We start from the raw sequence: 22,306 nt of genomic DNA, 5'->3' as shown, positions 1-22,306 counted from the left end.
GGCGCAGCCGGAGATCAAATGACCAGCGACGAAGCGAATACCCGCCTCCTGCGGGAGGCCAATCGTGCTTTCAAGGCGACCGAAACCGCAAAACCGATGACCGACTACGCGAAAGCGCAGCAATCCTTCCACGACAACCGCGAGCGATTGAAAGCCGAGCGTTTGGCGCGCGAAGTCAACCCGAAAGACGCTCCCGGCTAGCCTGGCGCCTTGCCGCAAGGCGCGCTCGCGCCAGATGCGCGTTTCCCTTCAGATACTTGCGAAGGGAGCTGACGGCTTGCTTGCCGGTCTTATCGATTGACACGGCCACGCGAGAGTGGTCACGTCGCATCCACCGAACCGTATCGCTGTGACAAGATCGGCTTGTTCGAGGCCGGCGACGAAATACGCGGTCACGCTCATCCTCCCAATCGCAACAAATCTCCTGCGCAACTGGCTGCGTGCAGGATTGCCACGTTTCGCAGCCCAGCGAGGAGTTTCCAAATGCAGGTACTCGTCCGCGACAACAACGTCGATCAGGCTCTCCGCGTTCTGAAGAAGAAGATGCAACGCGAGGGCGTCTTTCGGGAAATGAAAGAGCGGCGCGCGTATGAGAAGCCTTCGGAGCGAAAGGCGCGCGAAAAATCCGAGGCCATTCGCCGCGCCCGCAAGCTCGCACGCAAGCAGGCGATCCGGGAAGGATTGCTGCCGGCGCCGCCGAAAAAGAAGCTTCCAGAGCGCAAGCCGCCGCTGCCGCAGGCCCCCGCCAGGCCCGCGGGCTGAAAAGCCGGCTTCCGACCGGACCTCGCGCGCAAGCCGACGTCGTTGCTGCGCACCTTGCATCCGCCAAGTTGTTCCATATCTCTTCGGCATGACGAAGCTCACGCTCATCCAGGACCAGGCGATACAGGCGCTCATGGCGGGCGCTGTCGGCGCCGAAACGTTCGATCGACTCTTCGCGGGCATCCGTTTCGACAAGCTCGACGGTACGATGCTCTACGCCTTCGCAAAGGACGAAGAGATCGCCTCCGACATCGAGGATGGCTATTCGATGTATATCGCGGCGGTCGCGTCGCGCGTGTTGAAGCGACAGGTCGATGTCGTCGTCGTGATGCCAAAGGTTCTGCAATAGGCGTGTCGATCTCCTTGGCTCAGTCGATGAGGGCCGCAAGCTCGTCGGGTGTTCCGGAGGGAAACGCTTCCTTGAGATAGTCGAAGAAGGCGGACACGCGGGCGCTCAGCAGTCGGCGCGATGGGTAGAGCGTCCAGAGCGTGATCTCAGGTCCATCGACATCACCCCAGTGCACAAGCGTTCCGGCCGCCAGATCGCGACTCACAAGCGACACGGGAAGCCGAGCGGCGCCGACGCCGGCTCGGACCGCATCGGGGACCATGATTAGCGATGACAGGCAAAGCACTGGTTGGACCATGATCCGCAAGTTTCCACCCGGCGCGACCACATCCCAGCTGGACGTCGGATCACCCGTCTCGCGCACCACGGCTGGAACGGCACGATCGCCGGCAGGACGACCCAGGCTCGGGCTCGCCACGACCACCAGCCGATCGCGCAGAAAGATTCGTCCGACGAGACTTTCGTCCGGATCCGGATTGACGCGGATCACCAGGTCATAACCTTCCTCGATCATGTCGACGGGACGGTCTTCCGTAGTGACCTCGAGCCGGACTTGCGGATATCTCAGCGCGAAGCCGGCGGCCAGCTTTCCCATCGCGGTCTGCGAGAAGAGGAGCGGCGCACTGATCCGCAGCGTCCCGCGCGGTCTGTCTCCGCCCGAGGCGATCGCAGCTGCGGTCTCGTCGAGTTCGGCAAGCAACGCCCCCGTCCGTTCGTGGAGCGCGCGTCCTTCCTGGGTGAGCTTCAGGTCGCGCGTTCCGCGCTCGAACAGGCGTAGATCGAGGCTGTTCTCCAGTTCCGAGACCCGGCGGGACAGCGTCGCCTTTGGACGGCCGGTGGCCCGTGCGGCCCGGCCAAACCCTCCGTGACGGGCGACCAGATTGAAATCGGAGAGGGCAAGAAGGTCCATCTGTTCCACCAATGAGACACTAGGTCTAGATATAGCGTCTATCGGGCCGCATGTGGATCACTAACTTGCGTGGTGTCTCTTAACCCCCAAACAGGAGTGACCCCCATGACCATCCTCGTAACCGGCGCTACCGGCCGTGTCGGCCGCCACGTTGTCCAGCAACTCGTTACGCGCGGCGCCGACGTGCGCGTGCTGTCCCGCGATCCCGCGAAGGCCGAATTCCCGGCCGGCGTGAAGGTCGTGAAAGGCGATTTGCTCGATATCGCTTCGCTGCGCGCGGCGTTCAGCGGCGTCAACACGCTGTTCCTGCTCAACGCTGTGACGGGAGACGAATTCACTCAGGCGCTCATCACCCTGAACATTGCGCGGGAGTCGGGCGTCGACCGGGTCGTCTATCTCTCGGTGCTCCACGCCGATCGCTTCGTGAACGTGCCGCACTTCGCGGTGAAGTTCGGCGCCGAGCGGATGCTCGAATCGATGGGCTTCAGTGCCACGATCCTGCGTCCGTCCTACTTCATCGACAATGATCTCACGATCAAGGACGTCATCTTCAACCATGACGTCTACCCGATGCCGATCGGAGCTAAGGGTGTCGCCATGGTCGATGCCCGCGACATCGGCGAGGTCGCAGCGATCGAGCTGATCCGGCGCGAGCAGGCGGCGGGCAAGCTGCCGATCGAAACCATCAATCTTGTCGGCCCCGATACGCTGACCGGTCCAGACGTGGCCGCGATCTGGTCGGACGTCCTGGGCCGCCCGATCGTCTATGGCGGCGATGATCCCACCGGCTTCGAGCAGAATCTGGCGACGTTCATGCCGCGATGGATGGCCTACGAGATGCGCCTGATGACCGAGCGCTTTGTCGGCGACGGAATGATCCCCGAGGCTGGCGACGTGGCGCGCCTCACCAAAATCCTTGGCCGCCCGCTGCATTCCTACCGCAACTTCGCGACGCAGATCGCGGCGGCTGCGGCAAAGCCGATCTGATCCTCGCAGCAACGCGCATACGATGGCTCTTAGGGCCAGCCCCCCCGGACGCCGCCACGAGGCGACGTCCGGGACTCACATGACTGCGGCATGACCTCGCGATGAAACCACGCTACCCGCTTGGGACACGAACAAGAGGAAACGCCAATCGTGTACGACTTCATCATCCTGGGCGGCGGCTCGGCGGGGTCCGTGCTGGCCCACCGGCTCTCCGCCAAGAGCGCCAACAAGGTCTTGCTGTGCGAAGCCGGACAGGACACGCCACCCGGCAATTGAGCCGGCCGAAATCCGAGACAGCTATCCGGGCATCGCCTATTTCAGAGCAGCAAACAACGGCACGTCAATCAGGCGCGGAGAGATTTACGGAAAAACACGCGCTGATAGCCGTTCTGCTCGCGACGATCTATCTCGACCCATCCGAGAGCGGGATACATCGCCAGATTTTCCGACATCTTCTCGTGCGTATACAAGATGATCTCGCGATAGCCGCGGCGAACGGCTTCCTGTTCGGCAAAATTCAACAGCGCGCGTCCGATACCGCGACCGTGATGACCCGGGTCAACGGCGACGTTGTCGAGGAGAAGGTGGTCCGTTTGCTCGATGAGGATCAACAGTCCTGCGATCTCGCCGCTCATGTCCGCCACCCAGGCAGCGCCGCTCTGAACGTGCGCAGAATAATCGTCCAGCATGGGCCCCGGAGGTTTTCCAATCCGCTCGATGTAGACGCTATATGCATCCGACACGATGCGTTCGATCGCAGGCAGATCAGTGACGTTCGCTGGACGAATGATCACGGGCTTTCCTGATCGGAGCCACACGGAAACAACAGACTCGCCGCTTGCAAGTCTGGACCACGTTCGACGAAACGGACAAGCCGTTTTTACACCTCGAATAAGCCGTTGATTTTGTTGATCGCACTCGTTCGCAATTGCGCGATCCGAAACATGCGCAACAGTGCGCTGACCTTCGATTGGGCGGACCGCCTCGGCTCGTTTGGGAAAGACCGATGCCCACGGCTTGCGCGGTAGCGCGCGCCGCCTCGCAAGATTGGATCAGGCCGCCCTGAGATCGCCGACGAAGCGATCGACGTCGCGCTTGAGATCATCGGACAAGCGCGCCAGCATCTTGGCCGAATCCAGCACTTCGCCGGCGGCTGCTCCCGTCAATTGAGGCTCATTTCGCCCGCCTTGTGGCCTGGATCTCGACGAACTCGGCGTCTGGATGGGCGACGATGGTGGTGAACATGATTCCGCTGATGATGAGCGACCAGGCGGTGTCCCAATAAATCCAAAACACTTTCCAGCCTCCGTTTTGCCAGCCTCTGTTTCAGCGTCCTCCACCCCGCAAGACCGGAGTAACGGCGGGAGGAGGCTGCCGTTCCCGAATGATCATGGGCCCACGGCCTGCGGCTCGAGCAGGCAAAGCTTAGCGCCTTCGGGGGTTGGTCGGCGAGACCTTGCGACCGGTTTGATCAGATTGACCGGTGTGGCGCTTTGCCACGACATCTTCATCTTCATCGTGCCCGCCTTCTCGCGGACGAGGCTGCGGCTTGGGCTGGCCGGACTGGCCGCCGTGCTTGCCCCCCATATCGGGTTTACCTTCAAGGTCGTTTTCGCCGGGCATGCCGGGTCAATGCACACGGCCGGCAATGGTTCGTAATTTGCTCGCGCGCGATTCGGCTGTGAACGAGTTCATAGGGTCGCCACCTTTTGCGGTGCACGATGGTTGGCGCGCTTTGGGCGCTCAAACTTTCGACGGACGGATTTGGCCTGATGCGGAAGCAACTCGTCGCCTGGACCCTCCTGACCTCGGCTCTGGTCGCCGTCGCCGTGTGGACCGTGCTCGGACCGCCCGACCATCCGGCCGGCCCGCATCTGCCCTCGCGCGACCGGACCGCCGCGGTGCGGTAGCGGGTACACCCGAACCGATACAATTTCGGCATCGATCAATCCCAACTGGAATTTGGTACAGCGGAACACGAGCCGCTATCCTCTCCCACAAAACGACAACGCCACACCGGCAGGAGGACGCCCATGATCACACCGACACGCCCCATCGCATCCGCAGCACCCCGCGCTGCAATCGCCACCACCCTCTTCACCTGTCTCGTTACTTGTCTTGCCCTGGTTTCCGGAGTCCGCGCCGGCATGGCCGAAACCTTCGCCTATGTCGGCAATGCCGACTCCAACGACATCAGCGTGTTCAAGATCGCCGAGAACGGCGAGATGACGCCCGTGCAGACGGCCGCCTTCACCGGCGTCGAAAAGCCCGGCGCCTCGACCCCGCTCGCGATCACGCCGGACCACCGCGTGCTGATCGCCGGCGTCCGCTCGCAGCCGTTCCAGGCCGTGAGCTTTGCCATCGATCCCAAGACGGGGCAGCTCAGCCACATCGGCAATGGACCGCTCGCCGACAGCATGGCCAACATCGCGACCGACCGCAGCGGCAAGGTGCTGTTCAGCGCCTCCTATGGCGGCAACAAGGTCGCGCTGAATCCGCTTCAAGCCAACGGCGTCGTCGGCGAGCCAAAGCAGGTGATCCCGACCGGGCTGAACGCCCACGCATTCCTGCCCTCGCCGACAACCGCTTCGTGTTCGCGACCAATCTCGGCTCCGACCAGGTGCTGAGCTTTGCGTTTGATGCCGCGGCGGGAACGCTGACGCCGAGCGATCCGCCGGCGATCAAGACGCCGCTGAAATCGGGGCCGCGGCACTTCGTGTTCCATCCCAACGGCAAGTTCGTCTATCTCATCCACGAGCTGAACGGCGACGTCGCAGCGTACAGCTATGACGCCAAGAGCGGAGCCTGGAGGGAGATCCAGCGCACCACCGCGCTGCCGGAAGGGTTCACGGGAAAACCCTGGGCCGCCGACATCCACATCACCCCGGACGGCCGTTTCCTCTACGCCTCCGAACGCACCACCAACACGCTCACCGCCTACAAGGTCGATGCGACCAGCGGCAAGCTGACCACGATCGGCAACGTGCCGACCGAGAAGCAGCCGCGCGGCTTCAACATCGATCCCACGGGGCGCTACCTCGCCGCGGTCGGCGAGCTGTCCGACGGCATGAGTGTCTACGCCATCGACCAGACCACCGGCGCGCTCAGCAAGCTGAAATCCTACCCCACCGGCAAGAAGCCGAACTGGGTGGAGTTTTTGAAGCTGTAGTGAGGGCGCGTAGTCGCCTCCACGCCGTCATGCCCGGGCTTGTCCCGGGCATCCACGTTCTTCGCACCGCGTGGCCAAGGCGTGGATGGCCGGGACAAGCCCGGCCATGACGAGTTCGCGGGTTCACCAGCGAACCTCAGCTCCGGTCCGGTAGACCAATTCAACGGGCGGCTTCGCGCCGCCGGCGCTGCGGCATTCTCATCTGGTCAGCCCATGGCCCTGTGCTGCCGCTTCTGTTATCGATCGAGGCCTCATCGACCAGAGCCTTGCGGCCAACCGGAATGACCGATGCGTTCATTGCCTGCGCGTTCCTTTTCCCGGACCTTTGCTGCCTTCGCCGGACTGGTGCTGGTCTCCGCCCAGCCCGGTCTTGCGGCCGATGATGATGCGCCCAAGGGGCCGGCCGTCACGGTGCTGAAGGCGGCAAAGTCCTGCTTTTCCGACATCGTGGAGGCCACCGGCTCCATCATCGCACGCGAGGAAACCTCGGTGCGGCCCGAACGTCCGGGGCTGAAGGTGACCGAGGTGCTGGCCGAAGCCGGCGAGACCACGACGGCCGGCCAGGTGATGGCGCGGCTGGCACTGCCCGAAGGCGGCACGCTGCAGGTCACCGCCCCCGTGGCCGGAATTATCGCCACCTCGACCGCGCAGATCGGTGCGCCCGCCTCGGCCAAGGGCGAGGCGCTGTTCACCATCGTGGCGCGCAGCGAATACGACCTCGTCGGCCTGGTGGCAACCAACGACGTGCGGAAGCTCGCGGTCAATCAGCCGGCGACCGTGCGCATTGCCGGCACCGGCGATCTCGACGGCAAGGTGCGCCGCATCGGTCCGACCGTCGAGCCGAACATCCAGCAGGGCATGGTCTATATCGGCATCTCATCGCAAAAGCGGCTGCTGCTGAACGCGAGCGGGCGCGCGCTGATCAAGACCGGGCAGAGCTGCAACGTCGCGGTGCCGCTGACGTCGGTGCAATATTCATCCGCCGGCACCGTGGTGCAGGTGATCCGGCGCAACCGCGTCGAGACCAAGCGCGTCGAGATCGGATTGATGTCGGGTGGCAATATCGAAGTCCGCGACGGCCTCAACGAAGGCGATATCGTCGTCGCCCGCGCCGGCGCACTGTTGCGCGAAGGCGACCCGGTGCGCCCGGTGATGGCGAGCGAAGCTGCGAAGTAGCGGACGGTCTCGTAGGGTGGGTTAGCTCGCGGCTGCGCGAAGCGCAGTCCGCTGGCGTAACCCACCTCTTTGCTTTCAGCGCCGGCGATAGAGAAGGTGGTGGATTACGCCTTCGGCTAATCCACCCTACGAACCGAGCGAAACTAGCCGCCAGCTTCGTTCAAATCGACGTCCTCGAGCAGCGAGGAGGAGACCGTTGGAACCTGATCGCCTTCGGAGGCGCGGGAGATGGCGACGCGGGTCTTGTTGAAGACGCTTTCGGCGCTGCCCTTCGCATCGAGATTGGTGAGGAGCTCGCTGACCAGCGTGCTGTGCTCGCCCTTGCCGTCGTCGACGACCTTGCCGGGCGAGGCCGAGGACAGGATCAGCGAATTGTCGGGCGTGCCGATCGGCGCGAGGCCGTGCGAATAAGAGCGGAAGCGGCGCTCGTAAGGATTGCGGCGGGACGCATCGACCACGACGAGCTTGGCCTTGGCGCCCTGCTGCTTCATCATGTCGAGCACGCCTTCGATCGAGACGCCCTGGCGGCGGACGTCGCTCTCCTTCCAGATCACGGCATCAACTGGCAGCATGTAGCTCTCGCGGCCGGCCTGGACGCCATAGCCGCCGAAGAACAGCATGACGATTGTGTCGCGCTTGATGCGGGACTTCAGGCGGTTGACGGCGCGGACCATGTCGTCCTTGCTCGCGTCTTCCACCATGTCGACGTCAAAACCGTTCTTGCGCAGCGACGAGGACAGCGCGCGCGCGTCGTTGATCGACTGCGTCAGCGGCGCGTTGGCGTCGGGATAGTGACCATTGCCGATGACGAGGGCGAGGCGCGAGGCATGGCCGATCGAACCCGTGACCTGGTCGGTCGAGACGGCCTTGGTGGCATCGAGCGCGCGCATGTTGAGCGCAGCATGGGCGCCGATCGCGAGCGACACCGTGCCGATCAGTGCTGCGGCGACAGCAATCGTGCGTCGGGAAATGTCGAGCTGCTTTACATCCATCTCGCTTCATTCCTGTCAGTGCCAAAGACCGGCCAAGCGCACGCACACTGGTTGAGTAGCGCGATGGCGGCTTTAGGTTTGAGGGATTGGCCGGGGGAGTGCCCCCGAATTGCGCGCAATTTGCGGCACCGCACCAAACAAACCTTTAACCGGATATCGCCGCCCCAGCAATAGATTGCCCCAAATTTGATCTAAACCACTGAATATGTTGGTTAATTTCGCAACCCGATCTTGCGTGTTTTTCACTCCCCCGTAACCTTCCGGGGGGCGATCATGGAGCCCTTATGCCGGGTTTTTCCGTGACCTCCGTCACATTTGTATTTCCTGCGAATCCGGGTAGCTTTTTCAAAGACTTGCGGGGGCGGGTCTCAGGCCCAAACCCTGAGAGATGCCTCCGCGAAAGTCCCCGCGACCAGGTATTTCATGAGCTTTCATTATTTCGCAGGTGCCGCGTGCCGGGTGCTGACGGCGCGGAAGGACGGCCCCTCGCTTTATGACGTCTGCGATCCCGTATTATCGGGCCAGGCCAGCGGCGATCCGCATCTGGCCAAATTCTACAAGACCGCGCTCGGCAATCCCGCATTGCGCCTGCTGCTGCGCCGCGCCGGCCTGAGCGAGCTGCGCAACGAGGCCAAGCTGACCCGGCTGCGCGAGGCGCTCGCCCGCGCCCGCGACGATGCCGAGCCCGACTGGGCTGCGGTCGGCCAACCCGTGGCCGAACTCGTCGACAGCATCGCGCTCGACCATCCCAAGCCGCCGCCGGCCATGTTCGTAGCCGCCATGCCGGAACAATCGCAGATCGACGGCGTGATCCGCGATTGCGCGCAGCATCTGCTCGGCTCGTACCGCAAGAACGGGTTTCTGCCGACCTATGCCGCCTTCAACCTGATCGGCGATCCCGATTTCCGCGGGCGCGAGCTGATCATGGCGCTCACGGGCCTGAATGCGCGCGGCTACAAGAACTCCTCGCTGCTGTTCAACCTCGCGCGCGTCTTCATCGCACGCTCGGAGGCCCGCGCCGTGGTCAATCCGCCCTGGAAAGGCATCGCCGAGCCGATGTGGGAGCCGGTGCAGATCCGCCACCGCTCGGCCTATTACGACGCGTTCTTCATCGAGGCATTGCTGAGCTATGTCGAGACCGGGCTCGCCGGGCCGGCCGACAAGATCGCGGCCGAGCGCGCGATCGCCGACATGGTCGATTTCTGCGTCAACATCAGCCGCGAGGAGGTCGAGGGCATCGACGGGGCGCGCTTCAACGTCATCACGGCGCTGGCGCCGGCGCCGCACCCGCGGTTTTCGCGCTTCTTCGCCCAGATCAAGCAGGACCTCGGCTTCGGCGTCTACGTGCCCGACTGCGACACCACGGCGTGCTCGATTTCCGCGGCAACGCAGGCCGGCTGCACCGATCCGATCATCGACCAGCCGCTGCTCGATTTCTACAGCGGTTACCAGGTGCATGCGGGCGTCAACGAACCGCGCGTGACGGTGCCGATCAACGACCATATCGATTACGAGGGCGGCGTTGCCACCTGGATCGACAATCTCAGGGGTGAGCGGCCCTACGGCAACGATCTCGATCCGACGCTCAATCTCGACATTCTCGAGGTGAGTTTTCGCAATCTGGCGCGCTGGAACGTTCTGGAAACGCCGGCGCGGCTCGCCACCGTGCATCGCATCATCGGCTTCCAGAAACGCCTGGCTGCCAGCGGCGCCTTCGCCAATCCGCGCTCGCACATCTACTATTTGCCGGAGCTCTACAGCGCCTATTTCGGCCGCTGCTATGCGGCCTTCCTGGCGCTGCCGCTGGCAGCCCAGGCCGCGATCGATCCCAACGGCGATTTCGACTTCATCCGCCATCGCGTGCTCGCCTACGTCAAGGGCGAGCTGATGGCCGCGGAAATGAACGTGTTCGACGCCGCACTGGCGCTGATCGCGCTCGGCCATCTCGGCGCCGACCCGCGCGCCTTTGCGCCGGCGCTGAACGTGATCGTCGATGCCATCGGCGAAGGCGGCCGCCGCGGCCCGTTCCGCGCCTATGAATGGAACAAGATGAAGACGCCGACGCGGATTTTGGTGGGCGGGCCGGAGGTGACGTCGGCCTTCGTGCTGATGGGGCTGGCGGTGGCAAAGAAGGCGATGGCGCGCGGTGAGTAGCGCCCGCTACAATGACAGCAAGTTGAAGGCCTATCCGTTAGGCAAGCGCTGGCCGAACGGCCCAAAGCCGACCACAATTGCGGGGCTTATCCAGATTTTCCTGAACCTTCGGACCGGCATGCTGCGAAAAATCCTGATTGCGCTGTCTTTGCTCGCTCTCCCGTCGCTGGCGCAGGCCGCCGACGTCACGGGCACCGCCAAGATCCGCGACGGCGATTCCGTCGCGATCGGCAATACCCGGATCCGCCTCGGAGGCATCGACGCGCCGCAGGTCGACCAGCTCTGCCTCAACACCAAAGCCGAGCGCTGGACCTGCGGTGTCGCCGCGCGCGACGCGCTCGCCAAATACACCGAGGGCAAGAGCTGGGTCTGCCATGCCCGCTCGATCGACCGGCGCGGCCGCACCGTGGCGCGCTGCGAGGTTGGCGGCGAGGACATCCAGAAATGGCTGGTGCGCAACGGCTGGGCGCTGGCCTACGCCCGCCTCTCCCACGATTACGACGCCGACGAAGCCGCCGCGCGCGAGGCAAAAGCCGGGATGTGGCAGGGCGCCTTCATCGCGCCCTGGGACTGGCGCGTGCGCAACAAGAAGACGACCATATTGGGTGCGACCAAGCCGCCCGAGGGGGCTCATGCCGTGCTGCTCGCCTCGGCCTCCGGGCCGGTCGCGCCGTCGCCGGACTGCACCATCAAGGGCAACGTCAACAGCGCCGGCGAGTGCATCTACCACACTCCGACCAGCCGCTGGTACGCCCAGATCAGGATGAAGATCAGCAAGGGCACCCGCTGGTTCTGCTCGGTCGAGGAGGCGGAAGCTGCCGGCTGCCGCGAAACCAAGCGATAGGCGCATCTGGCGTGCGTTTTACGCGCTTTTCTTGCGGGCCTCCGGCGCGTAAAAGCGTGGCGAAGCAACCCTCCAGACAGTCTTCATGACACGAGGAAGTTAGCAATGACCGTTCGCGCGGGCCGGGAGTTTCTGGCCATCCCTGGGCCCACCACGATGCCCGACGCTGTGCTCCAGGCGATGCATCGTCCGGCGATCGACATCTACTCCAAACAGATGACTGATCTGACCGAGAGCCTGCTCCGCGACATCTCGAAACTGTTTGCGACCAAAGGCAACTCCTACATCTACATCGCCAACGGCCACGGCGCCTGGGAAGCCGCGCTGAGCAACGTGCTGTCGCGCGGCGACAAGATCCTGGTGCTGGAGAGCGGACGCTTCGCAATCGGATGGGGCAATGCGGCATCTCTGATGGGCGCCGAGGTCGAGGTGCTCAAGGGCGACTGGCGCCGCGCGGTGCGACCGCACGAGGTCGAGGAACGGCTGCGCCGCGACACCGAACACAAGATTAAGGCCGTCGTCGTCGTCCAAATCGACACGGCCTCGGGCGTGCAGAACGACATCGAGGCGATCGGCAAGGCGATCAAGGCCAGCGGCCATCCCGCGCTGTACATGGTCGACACCGTGGCTTCGCTCGGCTGCATGCCATTCGAGATGGACAAATGGGGCGTCGACGTCGCGATGTCCGGCTCGCAGAAGGGCCTGATGACGCCGCCCGGTCTCGGCTTCGTTTCCGCCAACGCGCGCGCGCTGGAAGCGCACAAGACCGCGAACATGTCGACGCCCTATTGGAGCTGGAGCGAGCGCGAGGGCAGCGAGCACTATCGCAAATATGCCGGCACCGCGCCGGTGCATCTGCTGTTCGCGCTGCGCCAGGCGATTGACCTGATCCACGAGGAAGGGCTGGAGAACGCCTTCCGCCGCCACAGCCTGCTCGGCGAAGCCACGCGACGCGCTGTCGGCGCATGGTCGGAGGGCCAGGTGCTCGGATTCAACGTGGCCGAACCCCATGAGCGCTCCAACACCGTGACCACGGTGACCATGACCACCGGCCACGATCCCGCAGTGCTGCAGCGCTATTGCAAGGAGAAGTGCGGCGTCGTGCTCGGCACCGGCATCGGCGATCTCTCGGGACAAGCCTTCCGCATCGCCCATATGGGCCATGTCAACGCGCCGATGCTGCTCGGCACGCTCGGCGTGATCGAGGTCGGGTTGAATGCGCTGAAGATCCCGCATGGCAAAGGCGGGCTCGAGGCGGCGGTGGCGTATCTGGGTGAGCAGGTGGCGGTGTAAAACTCCGCTGTCGTCCCGGCGAAGGATGAGGCAGCATCGGTGGCTCACAGCCATATTCGCCTTCTTTAAATTCCCCACATTCGATCTGATATAGGGACAGGACACGCCCCCATATCGAGGATCGACTTGCCCAAATCCGCCAGCACTGCCCCGACCGCTCCCGTCGCCCCGCGCCGGCCGCATTCCTTCACCCGCCACGGCATCACCGTGACCGACGACTACGCCTGGCTGAAGGACGCGAAATGGCAGGAGGTGCTGCGCGATCCCAAGGTGCTCGATCCCGACATCCGCAAATATCTCGATGAGGAGAACGGCTACACCGAAAGCCTGCTCGGCCACACCGGACCATTGCAGAAGAAGCTGGTCGGCGAGATGCGCTCCCGCATCAAGGAGGACGATTCCAGCGTGCCCTCGCCGGATGGTGCCTTCGCCTATTTCCGCAAGTTCCGCGAGGGCGGCCAGCATGAGCTGTTCGGCCGCATGCCGCGGGACGGCGGCGAGGGCCATATCGTGCTCGACGGCGATGCGCTCGCAAAGGATCACAAATATTTCAAATTCGGTGGCAGCCGCCACTCCGACGATCACAGACTCCAAGCCTGGAGCGCCGACACCAAGGGCTCCGAATATTTCTCGATCCGCGTGCGCGACTGGGCGACCGGCGCGGACCTCGACGACCTCGTCGAGGAGACCGACGGCGGTATCGTCTGGAGCAAGGACGGCAAGAGCTTCTTCTATGTGAAGCTCGACGACAATCACCGGCCGATGCAGGTGTGGCGGCACAGACTGGGGACGAAGCAGGTCGACGACACGCTGGTCCACGAAGAGCAGGATTCCGGCTGGTTCACCCATCTGCACGAGAGCACCAGCGGCCGCTTCTGCGTGATCGCCGGCGGCGACCATGAAACCAGCGAGCAGCGGCTGATCGATCTCGCCCATCCCGAAGCGCCGCCGCGCCTCGTCGCGGCGCGCGAGGACGGCGTGCAATATTCGCTTGCCGACCGCGGCGACGAACTGTTCATCCTGACCAATGCCGACGACGCCATCGACTTCAAGATCGTCACCGCGCCGCTTGGCCAGCCCGAGCGCAAGAACTGGCGTGATCTGATCCCCTACCGTCCCGGCATCTACATCATCGACCTCGATCTCTATGCCGGTCATCTGGTGCGGCTGGAGCGCGCCAATGCGCTGCCGGCGATCGTGATCCGCGACCTCGCGACCAAGGAGGAGCACGCCATCGCGTTCGACGAGGCCGCCTATTCGCTCGACACGATGGGCTCCTACGAATTCGAGACCACCAATTTGCGCTTTGCCTATTCGTCGATGACGACGCCGTCGGAAGTGTATGACTACGACATGGCGAAGCGCACGCGCACGCTACGCAAGCGCCAGGAGATCCCGTCCGGCCACAACGCGGCAGACTACGTCACCACCCGCATCATGGCGAAGGCCCAAGATGGTGCCGAGGTGCCGGTGTCGATTCTTCATCGCCGCGGATTGAAGCTCGACGGCGCGGCGCCGCTGTTGCTTTACGGCTACGGCTCCTACGGCATGGCGATGCCGGCCTCGTTCAGCGCCAACCGGCTGTCGCTGGTCGACCGCGGCTTCGTCTACGCCATCGCCCATATCCGCGGCGGCGCCGACAAGGGCTGGGGCTGGTATCTCGACGGCAAACGCGAGAAGAAGACGAATTCATTCGACGATTTTGCCGTCAGCGCCCGCGCGCTGATCGATGCGAAATACACCAGCGCAAAACGCATCGTCGGCCATGGCGGCTCGGCCGGCGGCATGCTGATGGGCGCGGTCGCAAACCGCGCCGGCGAATTGTTCGCAGGCATCGTCGCGGAAGTGCCGTTCGTCGACGTGCTCAACACCATGCTCGACGACACGCTGCCGCTGACGCCGCCGGAATGGCCCGAATGGGGCAATCCGATCGAGAGCGAAAAGGATTTTCGCACCATCCTGTCCTACTCGCCCTACGACAATGTCGCGGCAAAGGACTATCCTGCGATCCTGGCGATGGGCGGCTTGACCGATCCGCGCGTCACCTATTGGGAGCCCGCCAAATGGATCGCGCGCCTGCGCGCCACCATGAGCGGCGGCGGCCCGGTTCTGTTGCGCACCAACATGGGCGCCGGCCATGGCGGCGCGTCGGGGCGCTTCAACCGGCTGGATGAAGTCGCGATCGTGTATGCGTTTGCGCTGTGGGCGGCGGGGATGGCGGAGGCTTAGCATTTCGCGCAAATGCCTCCACAACGTCGCCCCGGCCTAGTGCGCAATTGCGCATGGGGGGCCGGGACCCATACCGCGTGATCCATCGGTGAAATAAAGGTAGCAGTAGCGCGCAACTACCAGTCTTCGCCAAACTACTCCCTGGGTTAAGGGTCCCGGCCTTCGCCGGGACGACGGCAGAAGCTGTGGGGCGAGTTACCGGCCCCACAAACAAGCCTCACACCGCCCCCTGCGCCTCCACATAGAGCGCGTAGATGGAATGACAGCTCGCCATATAGAGGCGGTTGTTCTTCGGCCCGCCGAAACAGAGATTTTCGCAGCGTTCGGGCAGCTTGATGAAGGCGAGCGGCTTGCCTTCGGGGTTGAACACCATGACGCCATCGAGATCCTCAGATCTGCCCTTGAGCTGGTAGACCTTGCGGCCACCGACATCGGTCGGCTCGGATGCCAACGCGCCATTCGAGCCCCAGCCACACCAGAGATTGCCGTCGCGGTCCACGCGAAAACCGTCGAGCGAGCCCTGGTCGGCGGCGTCGATCAGCTTGGTCTTGCCGCTCAGGCTACCGTCGTCGCCGACATTGTAGCTCCAGATGCTGCGATTGGGCGTGCCCTTCCACTCGACGATGTAGAGCTTCTTCTCGTCCGGCGAAAACGCGATACCGTTCGGATTGACGAGGTCGGTGAGAACAGCTGTGAGCTTGCCGTCCTTGGCGATGCGGTAGACGTTGGTGGTGGCCTGCTCGGGCTTCTCCTTCTTGCCCTCCCACTCGCCGCCGATGCCGAAGGTCGGATCGGTGAACCAGATGCTGTCGTCGGACTTCACCACGATGTCGTTCGGCGCGTTCAGCCGCTTGCCCTCGAATTTGTCGGCGAGCACGGTGATCTTGCCGTCCTTCTCGGTCCGGGTGATGCGGCGGGTGACGGAGTGCTCGCAGGTGACGAGGCGGCCCTGGCGGTCGCGCGCATTGCCGTTGGCGTAATTGGCGTTGGCGCGGAACACGCTGGTCTGCCCGGTCTTCTCGTCGAACTTCATGATCCGGTTGTTGGGAATGTCGGAGAACAGCAAATAGCCGCCGTCCGGGAAATAGACCGGACCTTCAGCCCAGCGCAGGCCGGTCGCGACCTGCTCGAGCGTCGACGAATAGAGCCGATACTTGGCGAAGCTCGGATCGAGGATCTGGACCGCCGGGTCCGGATAGCGCTGAGCCGGCGTGAACGGAAACGACTGGGCGCCGGCAGCGCGGACGAGCAATGCGGAAGCTGCGGTTGCTCCAGCGCGGGCCAAAAGATTGCGTCGTGTGAAAGTCATGAAAGTCCTCCCTGCTTGATCAAAGGCCGGCTCTCGATAAGGCGGGCCTGTTTCTGGACGTGATTTGGTGCTGGCGCGAACGAGCTAGCGGCCGTTCTTCTTCCGCCATTCCGCGAAATCGGTGAGCGTTTGCGGATCGGTCGCGGGATAAAGACCGAAGATGCCCCGGCCCTTGCCGACTTCCTCGGTGACGAAATCCTCGAACGCGGTCATCTCGAAGGTTTCGTTGGCGATCTCGTCCGCAAGATGCGCGGGGATGACGATGACGCCGTCGGCATCGCCGAGAATGACGTCGCCGGGAAACACCGGCGCGTCACCGCAGCCGATCGGGACATTGATCTCGATCGCCTGATGCAGCGTCAGATTGGTCGGCGCTGAGGGGCGATGATGGTAGGCGGGGATGCCGAGTTTCGCGATCTCGGCGGAATCGCGAAAGCCACCATCGGTGACGACGCCGGCGACGCCACGCTTCATCAGCCGCGTCACCAGGATCGCGCCGGCCGAGGCCGCGCGCGCGTCCTTGCGGCTGTCCATCACCAGCACGCTGCCTGCCGGACAATCCTCGACCGCCTTGCGCTGCGGATGCGAGCGATCCTTAAAAACATCGATGGTGTTGAGGTCCTCGCGCGCCGGCATGTAGCGCAGCGTGAAGGCCTCGCCGACCATGGTCGGCTGGTCGTGACCCAACGGGTGCACGTCCTGGATCATCTGGATGCGCAGACCACGCTTGAACAAGGCGGTGGCGACGGTGGCGGTGGAGACGGCTTTGAGCTTGTTGCGGGTGGCTTCGCTGAGTTTTGTCATATGCATCCTTTAATAAATCGACGGCTCGCCAATCGGCGCGCCGAAATCGGTTTCCAGGAAGTCGAAGTCGCAGCCGTCATTGGCCTGCTTGATGTGCTTGGTGAACATCCAGCCATAGCCGCGCTCGAAGCGGCGCTCGGGCTGCTTCCAGGCGGAGCGGCGCTTGTCGAGTTCGGCCTCGGGGACATCGAGATTGATGGTGCGCGCGGCGACGTCGAGCGAGATGCGATCGCCATTCCGCACCAGCGCCAGCGGGCCGCCGATGTAGGATTCCGGTGAGACGTGCAGGATGCAGGCGCCATAGCTGGTGCCGCTCATGCGCGCGTCCGAGATGCGCACCATGTCGCGCACGCCCTGCTTCACGAGCTTGGTCGGGATCGGCAGCATGCCCCATTCGGGCATGCCCGGGCCGCCCTGCGGGCCCGCATTGCGCAGAATGAGGATGTGATCCTCGGTGACGTCCAAATTGGGATCGTCGACCGCCTTCTTCATCGCGGGATAGTCGTCGAACACCAGCGCGGGCCCGGTGTGCTTGAGAAAGCGCGGCGCGCAGGCGGAGGGCTTGATGACGCAGCCGTCGGGCGCGAGATTGCCCTTGAGCACGGCGAGCGCGCCCTCCTTGTAAATGGGATTGTCGACCGAGCGGATCACGTCGTCATTGTGAACTTCGGCGTAGGCGATGTTCCCACCAAGGGTCTTTCCGCTTACGGTGATGCAGTCGAGATGCAGATGAGGCTTGATCTGACTCATCAGGGCCGGCAGGCCGCCGGCATAGAAAAAATCTTCCATCAGATAGGCATCGCCGCTCGGCCGCACATTGGCGATCACGGGCACCTTGCGGCTCGCGATCTCGAAATCGTCGAGCCCGATGTCCTGGCCGGCGCGGCGGGCCTGCGCGATCAGATGGATAATCGCGTTGGTGGAGCAGCCCATCGCCATCGCCACCGCGATTGCGTTCTCGAAGGCTTTGCGGGTCTGGATCGTCTTCGGCGTCAGATCTTCCCACACCATCTCGACGATGCGGCGGCCGCATTCGGAGGCCATGCGGATGTGATTGGCGTCGGCGGCGGGAATCGAGGAGGCGCCGGGCAGCGTCATGCCGATCGCTTCCGCGATCGCGGTCATGGTCGAGGCCGTGCCCATGGTCATGCAGGTGCCGTAGCTGCGGGCAATGCCGGCTTCGATGTCGAGCCAGTCCTTGTCGGAGATTTTTCCGGCGCGCCGCTCGTCCCAATATTTCCAGCCGTCGGAGCCGGAGCCGAGCGTCTTGCCCTTCCAGTTGCCGCGCAGCATCGGGCCTGCCGGCAGATAGATCGCGGGGATGTTCATCGAGGTCGCGCCGAGCAAAAGCGCCGGCGTGGTCTTGTCACAGCCGCCCATCAGCACCACGCCGTCAACGGGATGGCTACGCAGCAGCTCTTCGGCTTCCATCGCAAGGAGATTGCGATAGAGCATCGTGGTCGGCTTCAAGAGCGATTCCGACAGTGACAGCGCCGGCAACTCGATTGGCAGGCCGCCGGCCATCAGGATCCCGCGCTTGACGTCGTCGACGCGGGACTTGAAGTGCATGTGGCAGGGCTGCGCGTCCGACCAGGTATTGATGATCGCGATGCACGGCCGGTCCTTCCACTCCTCGGGCGCGTAGCCCATCTGCATGGCGCGGGAGCGGTGGCCGAACGAGCGGAGATCGTCGGGCGCGAACCAGCGCGCGCTGCGGAGCTGGTCCGGTGTTTTTTTCTTGGTCATGATTGCGTGCCCCATTTCTGGACGGTGTTCCGCTCGATGGCGCGGAAGATCAGGTTCTCGACAAAGAGCCCGATGATAATCACCGTCAAGAGGCCTGCGAAGACTGCAGGTATATCGAGGAGATTGCGGTTCTCGAAGATGAACCAGCCGAGTCCGCCCTGCCCCGAGGACACACCGAACACCAGCTCGGCCGCGATCAGCGTGCGCCAAGCAAAGGCCCAGCCAATCTTGAGGCCGGTGAGGATCGAGCCGAAGGCCGCGGGGATCAGGATCCTGGCGATATAGGGCAGTCCGCGCAGGCCGTAATTGCGCCCGACCATACGCAGCGTGTTGGACACGCTCTTGAAACCGGAATGAGTGTTGAGCGCGACCGGCCACAGCACCGAATGAATCAGCACGAAAACGAGGCTGCCATTGCCGAGCCCGAACCAGATCAAGGCGAGCGGCAGCAGCGCAATCGCCGGCAACGGATTGAACATCGCCGTCACCGTCTCCAGGAAATCGGTGCCGATGCGGGTCGAGATGGCGAGGACCGTGAAAATGGCGGCGAGCGCGATGCCGGCCGAGTATCCCATGAACAGCACCTTCAGCGAGGCCCAGGCCCGCAGCGGAATGGTGCCGTCCTTCACGCGCTCCCACAGCGTGACGATCGTATCGTGCAGCGTCGGAAACAACAAAGGATTGTCGAGATAAACGCCGTAAGCCTCCCAGACCGCTGCCAGGAACAGGATGATGACGGCCTTCCGGACGAAGCCGTCGTTCCACAACATTTCAGGCGCGCTGAGCTTGCGCTCGACTTCGGCTGCGCCACTCGTGGCCACAATCGGCGCGTCACGCAGCAATATTCTCGCTTCGCCCATGAGCGGCTCCCTCAATGCGCGGTGGCTTCGCCGGCGAACAGGAAATCGTGGATCTCCTTCTCCAGCCGGCCCGCACTTCCGTCCTCGTTCGTGACCTTGTCGACATCAACCACTTCGGCCTTGACCCGGCCGGGATGCGGCGACAGCAGCAGGATGCGGTTGCCGATGCGAATGGCTTCCGCAATCGAATGTGTCACGAACAGCACGGTGAATTTGGTCTCGCTCCAGAGCTGGAGCAGCTCGTCCTGGCAGGTTCGCCGCGTCAGCGCGTCGAGCGCCGCGAACGGCTCGTCCATCAGCAGGATGTCCGGCTCCATCGCCATGCCGCGCGCGATCGCGACGCGCTGCTTCATGCCGCCGGAGAGCGTGTGCGGATAGGCGTCGACCACGCGGGTGAGACCGACCTTGTCGATATAGGCCCGCGCGCGAGCTTCGGCGTCCTTGCGCGACAGCTTTCGCGCGGTGAGCAGCGGAAACATCACGTTGGCGAGTACGCTCTTCCACGGCAAGAGCTGGTCGAATTCCTGGAAGATCATCATGCGGTCGGCACCGGGGCCGCGGATCTCACGATCGCCGATCGTCATGCGGCCTTCGCTCGGTGACATGTAGCCGCCGACCGCCTTCAGCAGGGTCGACTTGCCGCAGCCGGACGGGCCGAGCAGCACGAAGCGGTCGGACTTGTCGACGGAGAAGCTCACCCTCTCGGTGGCGGTGACGACAGCGCTGGAGGTCTTGTAGCGCAGCGTCACCCCGCTGACGTCGAGCAGCGCCATCAGTTGCCTTTCAGGTCGTGCGCGACGGGGAGATAATAGTCCGTCCAGGCCTTGGGCTGGGTCTTCAGCGTGCCGGTCTTGTAAAGATGGGCGGCGAATTTCATCGTACCCTGCGGCTCGAGATTCCACTCCATCATGCCGGGCTGCTTGAGGAGATCGAGCAGCTCCTCCAGCGAGGTCTTGTCGCCGGTGATCTCCTTGTAGATCTCGACCGCTTGTTTGGTGTCGCTGCGGATCAGGTCCTGCGCCTCCTTGGTGGCATCACGCACCGCCTGGATGATCTTGGGATTGGCGTCGGCGAATTTCGTCGTGGTGAAGAACTGCGCCTGGCTGAGCGGGCCGCCCATGACATCGGGTGAATTCAGCACGACATGCGCGCCCGGCACGTTCTTCAGTTCCAGGAACGTGAAGGGCGGGATCGAGAAATGATTGTGCACCTCATGCTTGGGATTGGCGAGTGCCGCATAGGCGTCGGGATGGCCGAGCTGAACGGTGTTGGCATCGAGCTTCGACCATTGGTCGGCACCGAAGGCCTCGGCGGCCGCGATCTGAAGCACGATCGCCTGCGTCGAGATCTTCACCGTCGGCACCGCGATCTTGTCGCCCGGACCAAAATCCCTGATCGACTTGATGTTGGCGTCGCGGCTGATCAGCGTCATCGGCTGCGCCGAGGTCGCGACGATCCCCTTCACGCCGCCGCGGGTGCGATCCCACAGCAGCAGCAGATTGCCCGTGCCGGTGTTGAGGATGTCGACGCCGCCTGCGAGCAGCGCATCGGTCTGCGCACCGCCGCCCGAGAAGGTCACCCATTTGGTGGTGACATTCGGCACGCCGAGCAAAGCCGCGTGCTTCTCGATCAGCTTCTGCTTCTCCATGATGTGGCTCGGCATGTAGAAAATGCCGGGCTGCCGCGACAGGGAGATCTCGGATTTCTGCTGTGCCTTCACCGGCAGGGCCGTTGCGGCCGTCAAGACGATGGCGGCAAAGCCAATCTGGAAGAGCTTCATCATTGTTGTTCGTTTCCTCCGGTCGGCATTGACGCGCGACCGCGCTGATGCACTAATGCATTAGTGCATCAAAGGCAAGTCCGCCGGAGCCGTCGCCATGGAATCAGCCCATCCCGCGCCGCGCGCGACTGCCCGGCTCGACCGCGCCCGGCAGGCCGCGCCGCAGGTGTTCGAGCGGCTGCGCAACGCGATCATCGCCCTGGAGCTTCCGCCCGGTGCGCCGCTGTCGCGCGCCGAATTGGCCGGCCAGTTCGGCGTCAGCTCGACGCCGGTGCGCGACGCACTGATGCGGCTCGAGGAAGAGGGTCTGGTCGATGTGTTCCCGCAGCATGCGACCGTGGTCAGCCAGATCGACGTCGATCGCGCGCAACAGGCACATTTTCTGCGCCAGGCGCTGGAGCTGGAGATCGTCCGGCTCCTTGCAGACAAGCCAGATCCGTCCCTGATCATTCGTCTGGACCACGCCATCGCGCTGCAACAGCAATTCGCCAAGGCCGGCGACTTCGAGGCCTTCATGGCCGGCGACAATGATTTCCACGCTCAGCTCTATGCCGCCGCCGGAAAGCAGGACCTCTGGATGCTGGTGCGCAGCCGCAGCGGACATATCGACCGGCTGCGCCGGCTGCATCTGCCTTCGCCCGGCAAGGCCCAGAACATCGTGCGCCATCACAGACTGATCGCGCGCGCCATTGAAGCAGCAGACGCCGATGCGGCACAGCAGCATCTGCGCAAGCACCTGTCAGGCACGTTGAGCGAGCTGGACGCGATCCGAAGCCGCTATCCCGAGTACCTCACCGACTAGGTGCGCGCGCCGAGGAGCCATCTGCACGCAAGCATGCATATGGTTCGCGCCGGAACAAAGGCGCGGCGGCCGACGATCGGATGGAGCGCGAAGTGCTTGCAGGCTGAGCGGAATCCGCGCAACAATTTCGCATTGGAGCT

At 63.8% G+C, this 22,306-nt stretch carries 22 protein-coding genes and 2 pseudogenes; 14 read left to right on the top strand and 10 right to left on the bottom strand.

From position 1 onward, the window contains the following. Positions 1-18: 18 nt before the first annotated feature. From JJE66_RS11825 to JJE66_RS11815, 3 genes are all read left to right on the top strand, one after another. On the top strand, positions 19-201 hold the full coding sequence (locus JJE66_RS11825) for a hypothetical protein (protein ID WP_200514439.1): 183 nt from the start codon (positions 19-21) through the stop codon (positions 199-201). 282 nt (positions 202-483) lie between these two features. Then, on the top strand, positions 484-762 hold the full coding sequence (gene rpsU, locus JJE66_RS11820; protein ID WP_200515333.1) for a 30S ribosomal protein S21: 279 nt from the start codon (positions 484-486) through the stop codon (positions 760-762). Positions 763-850: 88 nt separating this feature from the next. Further along, entirely contained in the window at positions 851-1,111 is a 261-nt protein-coding gene (locus JJE66_RS11815) for a hypothetical protein (protein WP_200514438.1), read from the top strand. Positions 1,112-1,130: 19 nt separating this feature from the next. Here the strand turns inward: JJE66_RS11815 and JJE66_RS11810 are convergent, their stop codons facing one another. Further along, complete coding sequence (locus tag JJE66_RS11810; RefSeq protein ID WP_200514437.1) at positions 1,131-2,021, bottom strand: LysR family transcriptional regulator; 891 nt, start codon at positions 2,019-2,021, stop codon at positions 1,131-1,133. 105 nt (positions 2,022-2,126) lie between these two features. On the opposite strand from JJE66_RS11810, the gene JJE66_RS11805 reads away from it, so the two are divergent. Continuing rightward, a complete protein-coding gene (locus JJE66_RS11805; protein ID WP_200514436.1) occupies positions 2,127-3,008 on the top strand; it encodes an SDR family oxidoreductase in 882 nt (293 codons plus the stop codon). 150 nt (positions 3,009-3,158) lie between these two features. Further along, a pseudogene (locus JJE66_RS11800) lies at positions 3,159-3,357 on the top strand (lycopene cyclase family protein); the annotation flags it as partial. Here JJE66_RS11800 and JJE66_RS11795 read toward each other — a convergent pair. Further along, positions 3,353-3,751, bottom strand: a complete 399-nt coding sequence (locus JJE66_RS11795; RefSeq protein WP_409362831.1) for a GNAT family N-acetyltransferase — start codon at positions 3,749-3,751, stop codon at positions 3,353-3,355. The pseudogene JJE66_RS11800 and the gene JJE66_RS11795 overlap by 5 nt on opposite strands. A 430-nt stretch (positions 3,752-4,181) precedes the next feature. Then, positions 4,182-4,304: a hypothetical protein gene (locus JJE66_RS38435; RefSeq protein WP_311979848.1), complete on the bottom strand. Its 123-nt coding sequence runs from the start codon at positions 4,302-4,304 to the stop codon at positions 4,182-4,184. Positions 4,305-4,475: 171 nt separating this feature from the next. Between JJE66_RS38435 and JJE66_RS11790 the strand changes: the two genes are divergently transcribed. From JJE66_RS11790 to JJE66_RS11775, 4 genes and pseudogenes are all read left to right on the top strand, one after another. Continuing rightward, positions 4,476-4,667, top strand: a complete 192-nt coding sequence (locus tag JJE66_RS11790) for a hypothetical protein (RefSeq protein ID WP_200514434.1) — start codon at positions 4,476-4,478, stop codon at positions 4,665-4,667. Between the two features lie 113 nt (positions 4,668-4,780). Next, positions 4,781-4,918, top strand: a complete 138-nt coding sequence (locus JJE66_RS11785) for a hypothetical protein (protein ID WP_200514433.1) — start codon at positions 4,781-4,783, stop codon at positions 4,916-4,918. Between the two features lie 123 nt (positions 4,919-5,041). Beyond that, positions 5,042-6,177 (top strand): annotated as a pseudogene (locus JJE66_RS38855) (lactonase family protein). A gap of 288 nt (positions 6,178-6,465) precedes the next feature. After that, positions 6,466-7,353, top strand: coding sequence for an efflux RND transporter periplasmic adaptor subunit (locus JJE66_RS11775; RefSeq protein ID WP_200514432.1), 888 nt, complete (start codon positions 6,466-6,468; stop codon positions 7,351-7,353). Positions 7,354-7,496: 143 nt separating this feature from the next. Here the strand turns inward: JJE66_RS11775 and JJE66_RS11770 are convergent, their stop codons facing one another. Continuing rightward, on the bottom strand, positions 7,497-8,345 hold the full coding sequence (locus JJE66_RS11770; protein WP_200514431.1) for a caspase family protein: 849 nt from the start codon (positions 8,343-8,345) through the stop codon (positions 7,497-7,499). Between the two features lie 423 nt (positions 8,346-8,768). Between JJE66_RS11770 and JJE66_RS11765 the strand changes: the two genes are divergently transcribed. The 4 genes from JJE66_RS11765 to JJE66_RS11750 all read left to right on the top strand — a co-directional run bounded on the left by JJE66_RS11765 (position 8,769) and on the right by JJE66_RS11750 (position 14,865). Then, complete coding sequence (locus tag JJE66_RS11765; protein ID WP_200514430.1) at positions 8,769-10,499, top strand: hypothetical protein; 1,731 nt, start codon at positions 8,769-8,771, stop codon at positions 10,497-10,499. Positions 10,500-10,617: 118 nt separating this feature from the next. Continuing rightward, positions 10,618-11,343: a thermonuclease family protein gene (locus JJE66_RS11760; protein ID WP_200515332.1), complete on the top strand. Its 726-nt coding sequence runs from the start codon at positions 10,618-10,620 to the stop codon at positions 11,341-11,343. A gap of 105 nt (positions 11,344-11,448) precedes the next feature. Next, complete coding sequence (locus tag JJE66_RS11755) at positions 11,449-12,636, top strand: alanine--glyoxylate aminotransferase family protein (RefSeq protein ID WP_200514429.1); 1,188 nt, start codon at positions 11,449-11,451, stop codon at positions 12,634-12,636. A 126-nt stretch (positions 12,637-12,762) separates the two neighbouring features. Beyond that, positions 12,763-14,865, top strand: a complete 2,103-nt coding sequence (locus JJE66_RS11750; protein ID WP_200514428.1) for a S9 family peptidase — start codon at positions 12,763-12,765, stop codon at positions 14,863-14,865. Positions 14,866-15,082: 217 nt separating this feature from the next. On the opposite strand, the gene JJE66_RS11745 is transcribed toward JJE66_RS11750, so the two are convergent. From JJE66_RS11745 to JJE66_RS11720, 6 genes are all read right to left on the bottom strand, one after another. Then, entirely contained in the window at positions 15,083-16,174 is a 1,092-nt protein-coding gene (locus JJE66_RS11745) for an SMP-30/gluconolactonase/LRE family protein (RefSeq protein WP_200514427.1), read from the bottom strand. Between the two features lie 84 nt (positions 16,175-16,258). Beyond that, positions 16,259-16,978: a ribonuclease activity regulator RraA gene (locus JJE66_RS11740; RefSeq protein WP_200514426.1), complete on the bottom strand. Its 720-nt coding sequence runs from the start codon at positions 16,976-16,978 to the stop codon at positions 16,259-16,261. Positions 16,979-16,987: 9 nt separating this feature from the next. After that, entirely contained in the window at positions 16,988-18,724 is a 1,737-nt protein-coding gene (gene araD / locus JJE66_RS11735; protein WP_200514425.1) for an L-arabinonate dehydratase, read from the bottom strand. Next, positions 18,721-19,584 carry an ABC transporter permease gene (locus JJE66_RS11730; protein ID WP_200514424.1) on the bottom strand — a complete coding sequence of 288 codons (864 nt, stop codon included), beginning with the start codon at positions 19,582-19,584 and terminating at the stop codon, positions 18,721-18,723. The genes araD and JJE66_RS11730 overlap by 4 nt, the downstream gene beginning before the upstream one ends. 11 nt (positions 19,585-19,595) lie before the next feature. Beyond that, the gene (locus JJE66_RS11725) at positions 19,596-20,357 is read right to left on the bottom strand and encodes an ABC transporter ATP-binding protein (protein ID WP_200514423.1); all 762 of its coding nucleotides are present in this window, start codon (positions 20,355-20,357) and stop codon (positions 19,596-19,598) included. After that, positions 20,357-21,364: an ABC transporter substrate-binding protein gene (locus tag JJE66_RS11720; protein WP_409362830.1), complete on the bottom strand. Its 1,008-nt coding sequence runs from the start codon at positions 21,362-21,364 to the stop codon at positions 20,357-20,359. The genes JJE66_RS11725 and JJE66_RS11720 overlap by 1 nt, the downstream gene beginning before the upstream one ends. 97 nt (positions 21,365-21,461) lie before the next feature. Between JJE66_RS11720 and JJE66_RS11715 the strand changes: the two genes are divergently transcribed. Next, complete coding sequence (locus tag JJE66_RS11715; RefSeq protein WP_200514421.1) at positions 21,462-22,166, top strand: GntR family transcriptional regulator; 705 nt, start codon at positions 21,462-21,464, stop codon at positions 22,164-22,166. Positions 22,167-22,306: the final 140 nt, after the last annotated feature.

The organism is Bradyrhizobium diazoefficiens (genome assembly GCF_016612535.1).
Lineage (GTDB): Bacteria > Pseudomonadota > Alphaproteobacteria > Rhizobiales > Xanthobacteraceae > Bradyrhizobium > Bradyrhizobium diazoefficiens_C.
The sequence above is the reverse complement of the archived record's forward strand: the minus strand, read 5'-3'. Positions and strand labels throughout refer to the sequence as shown.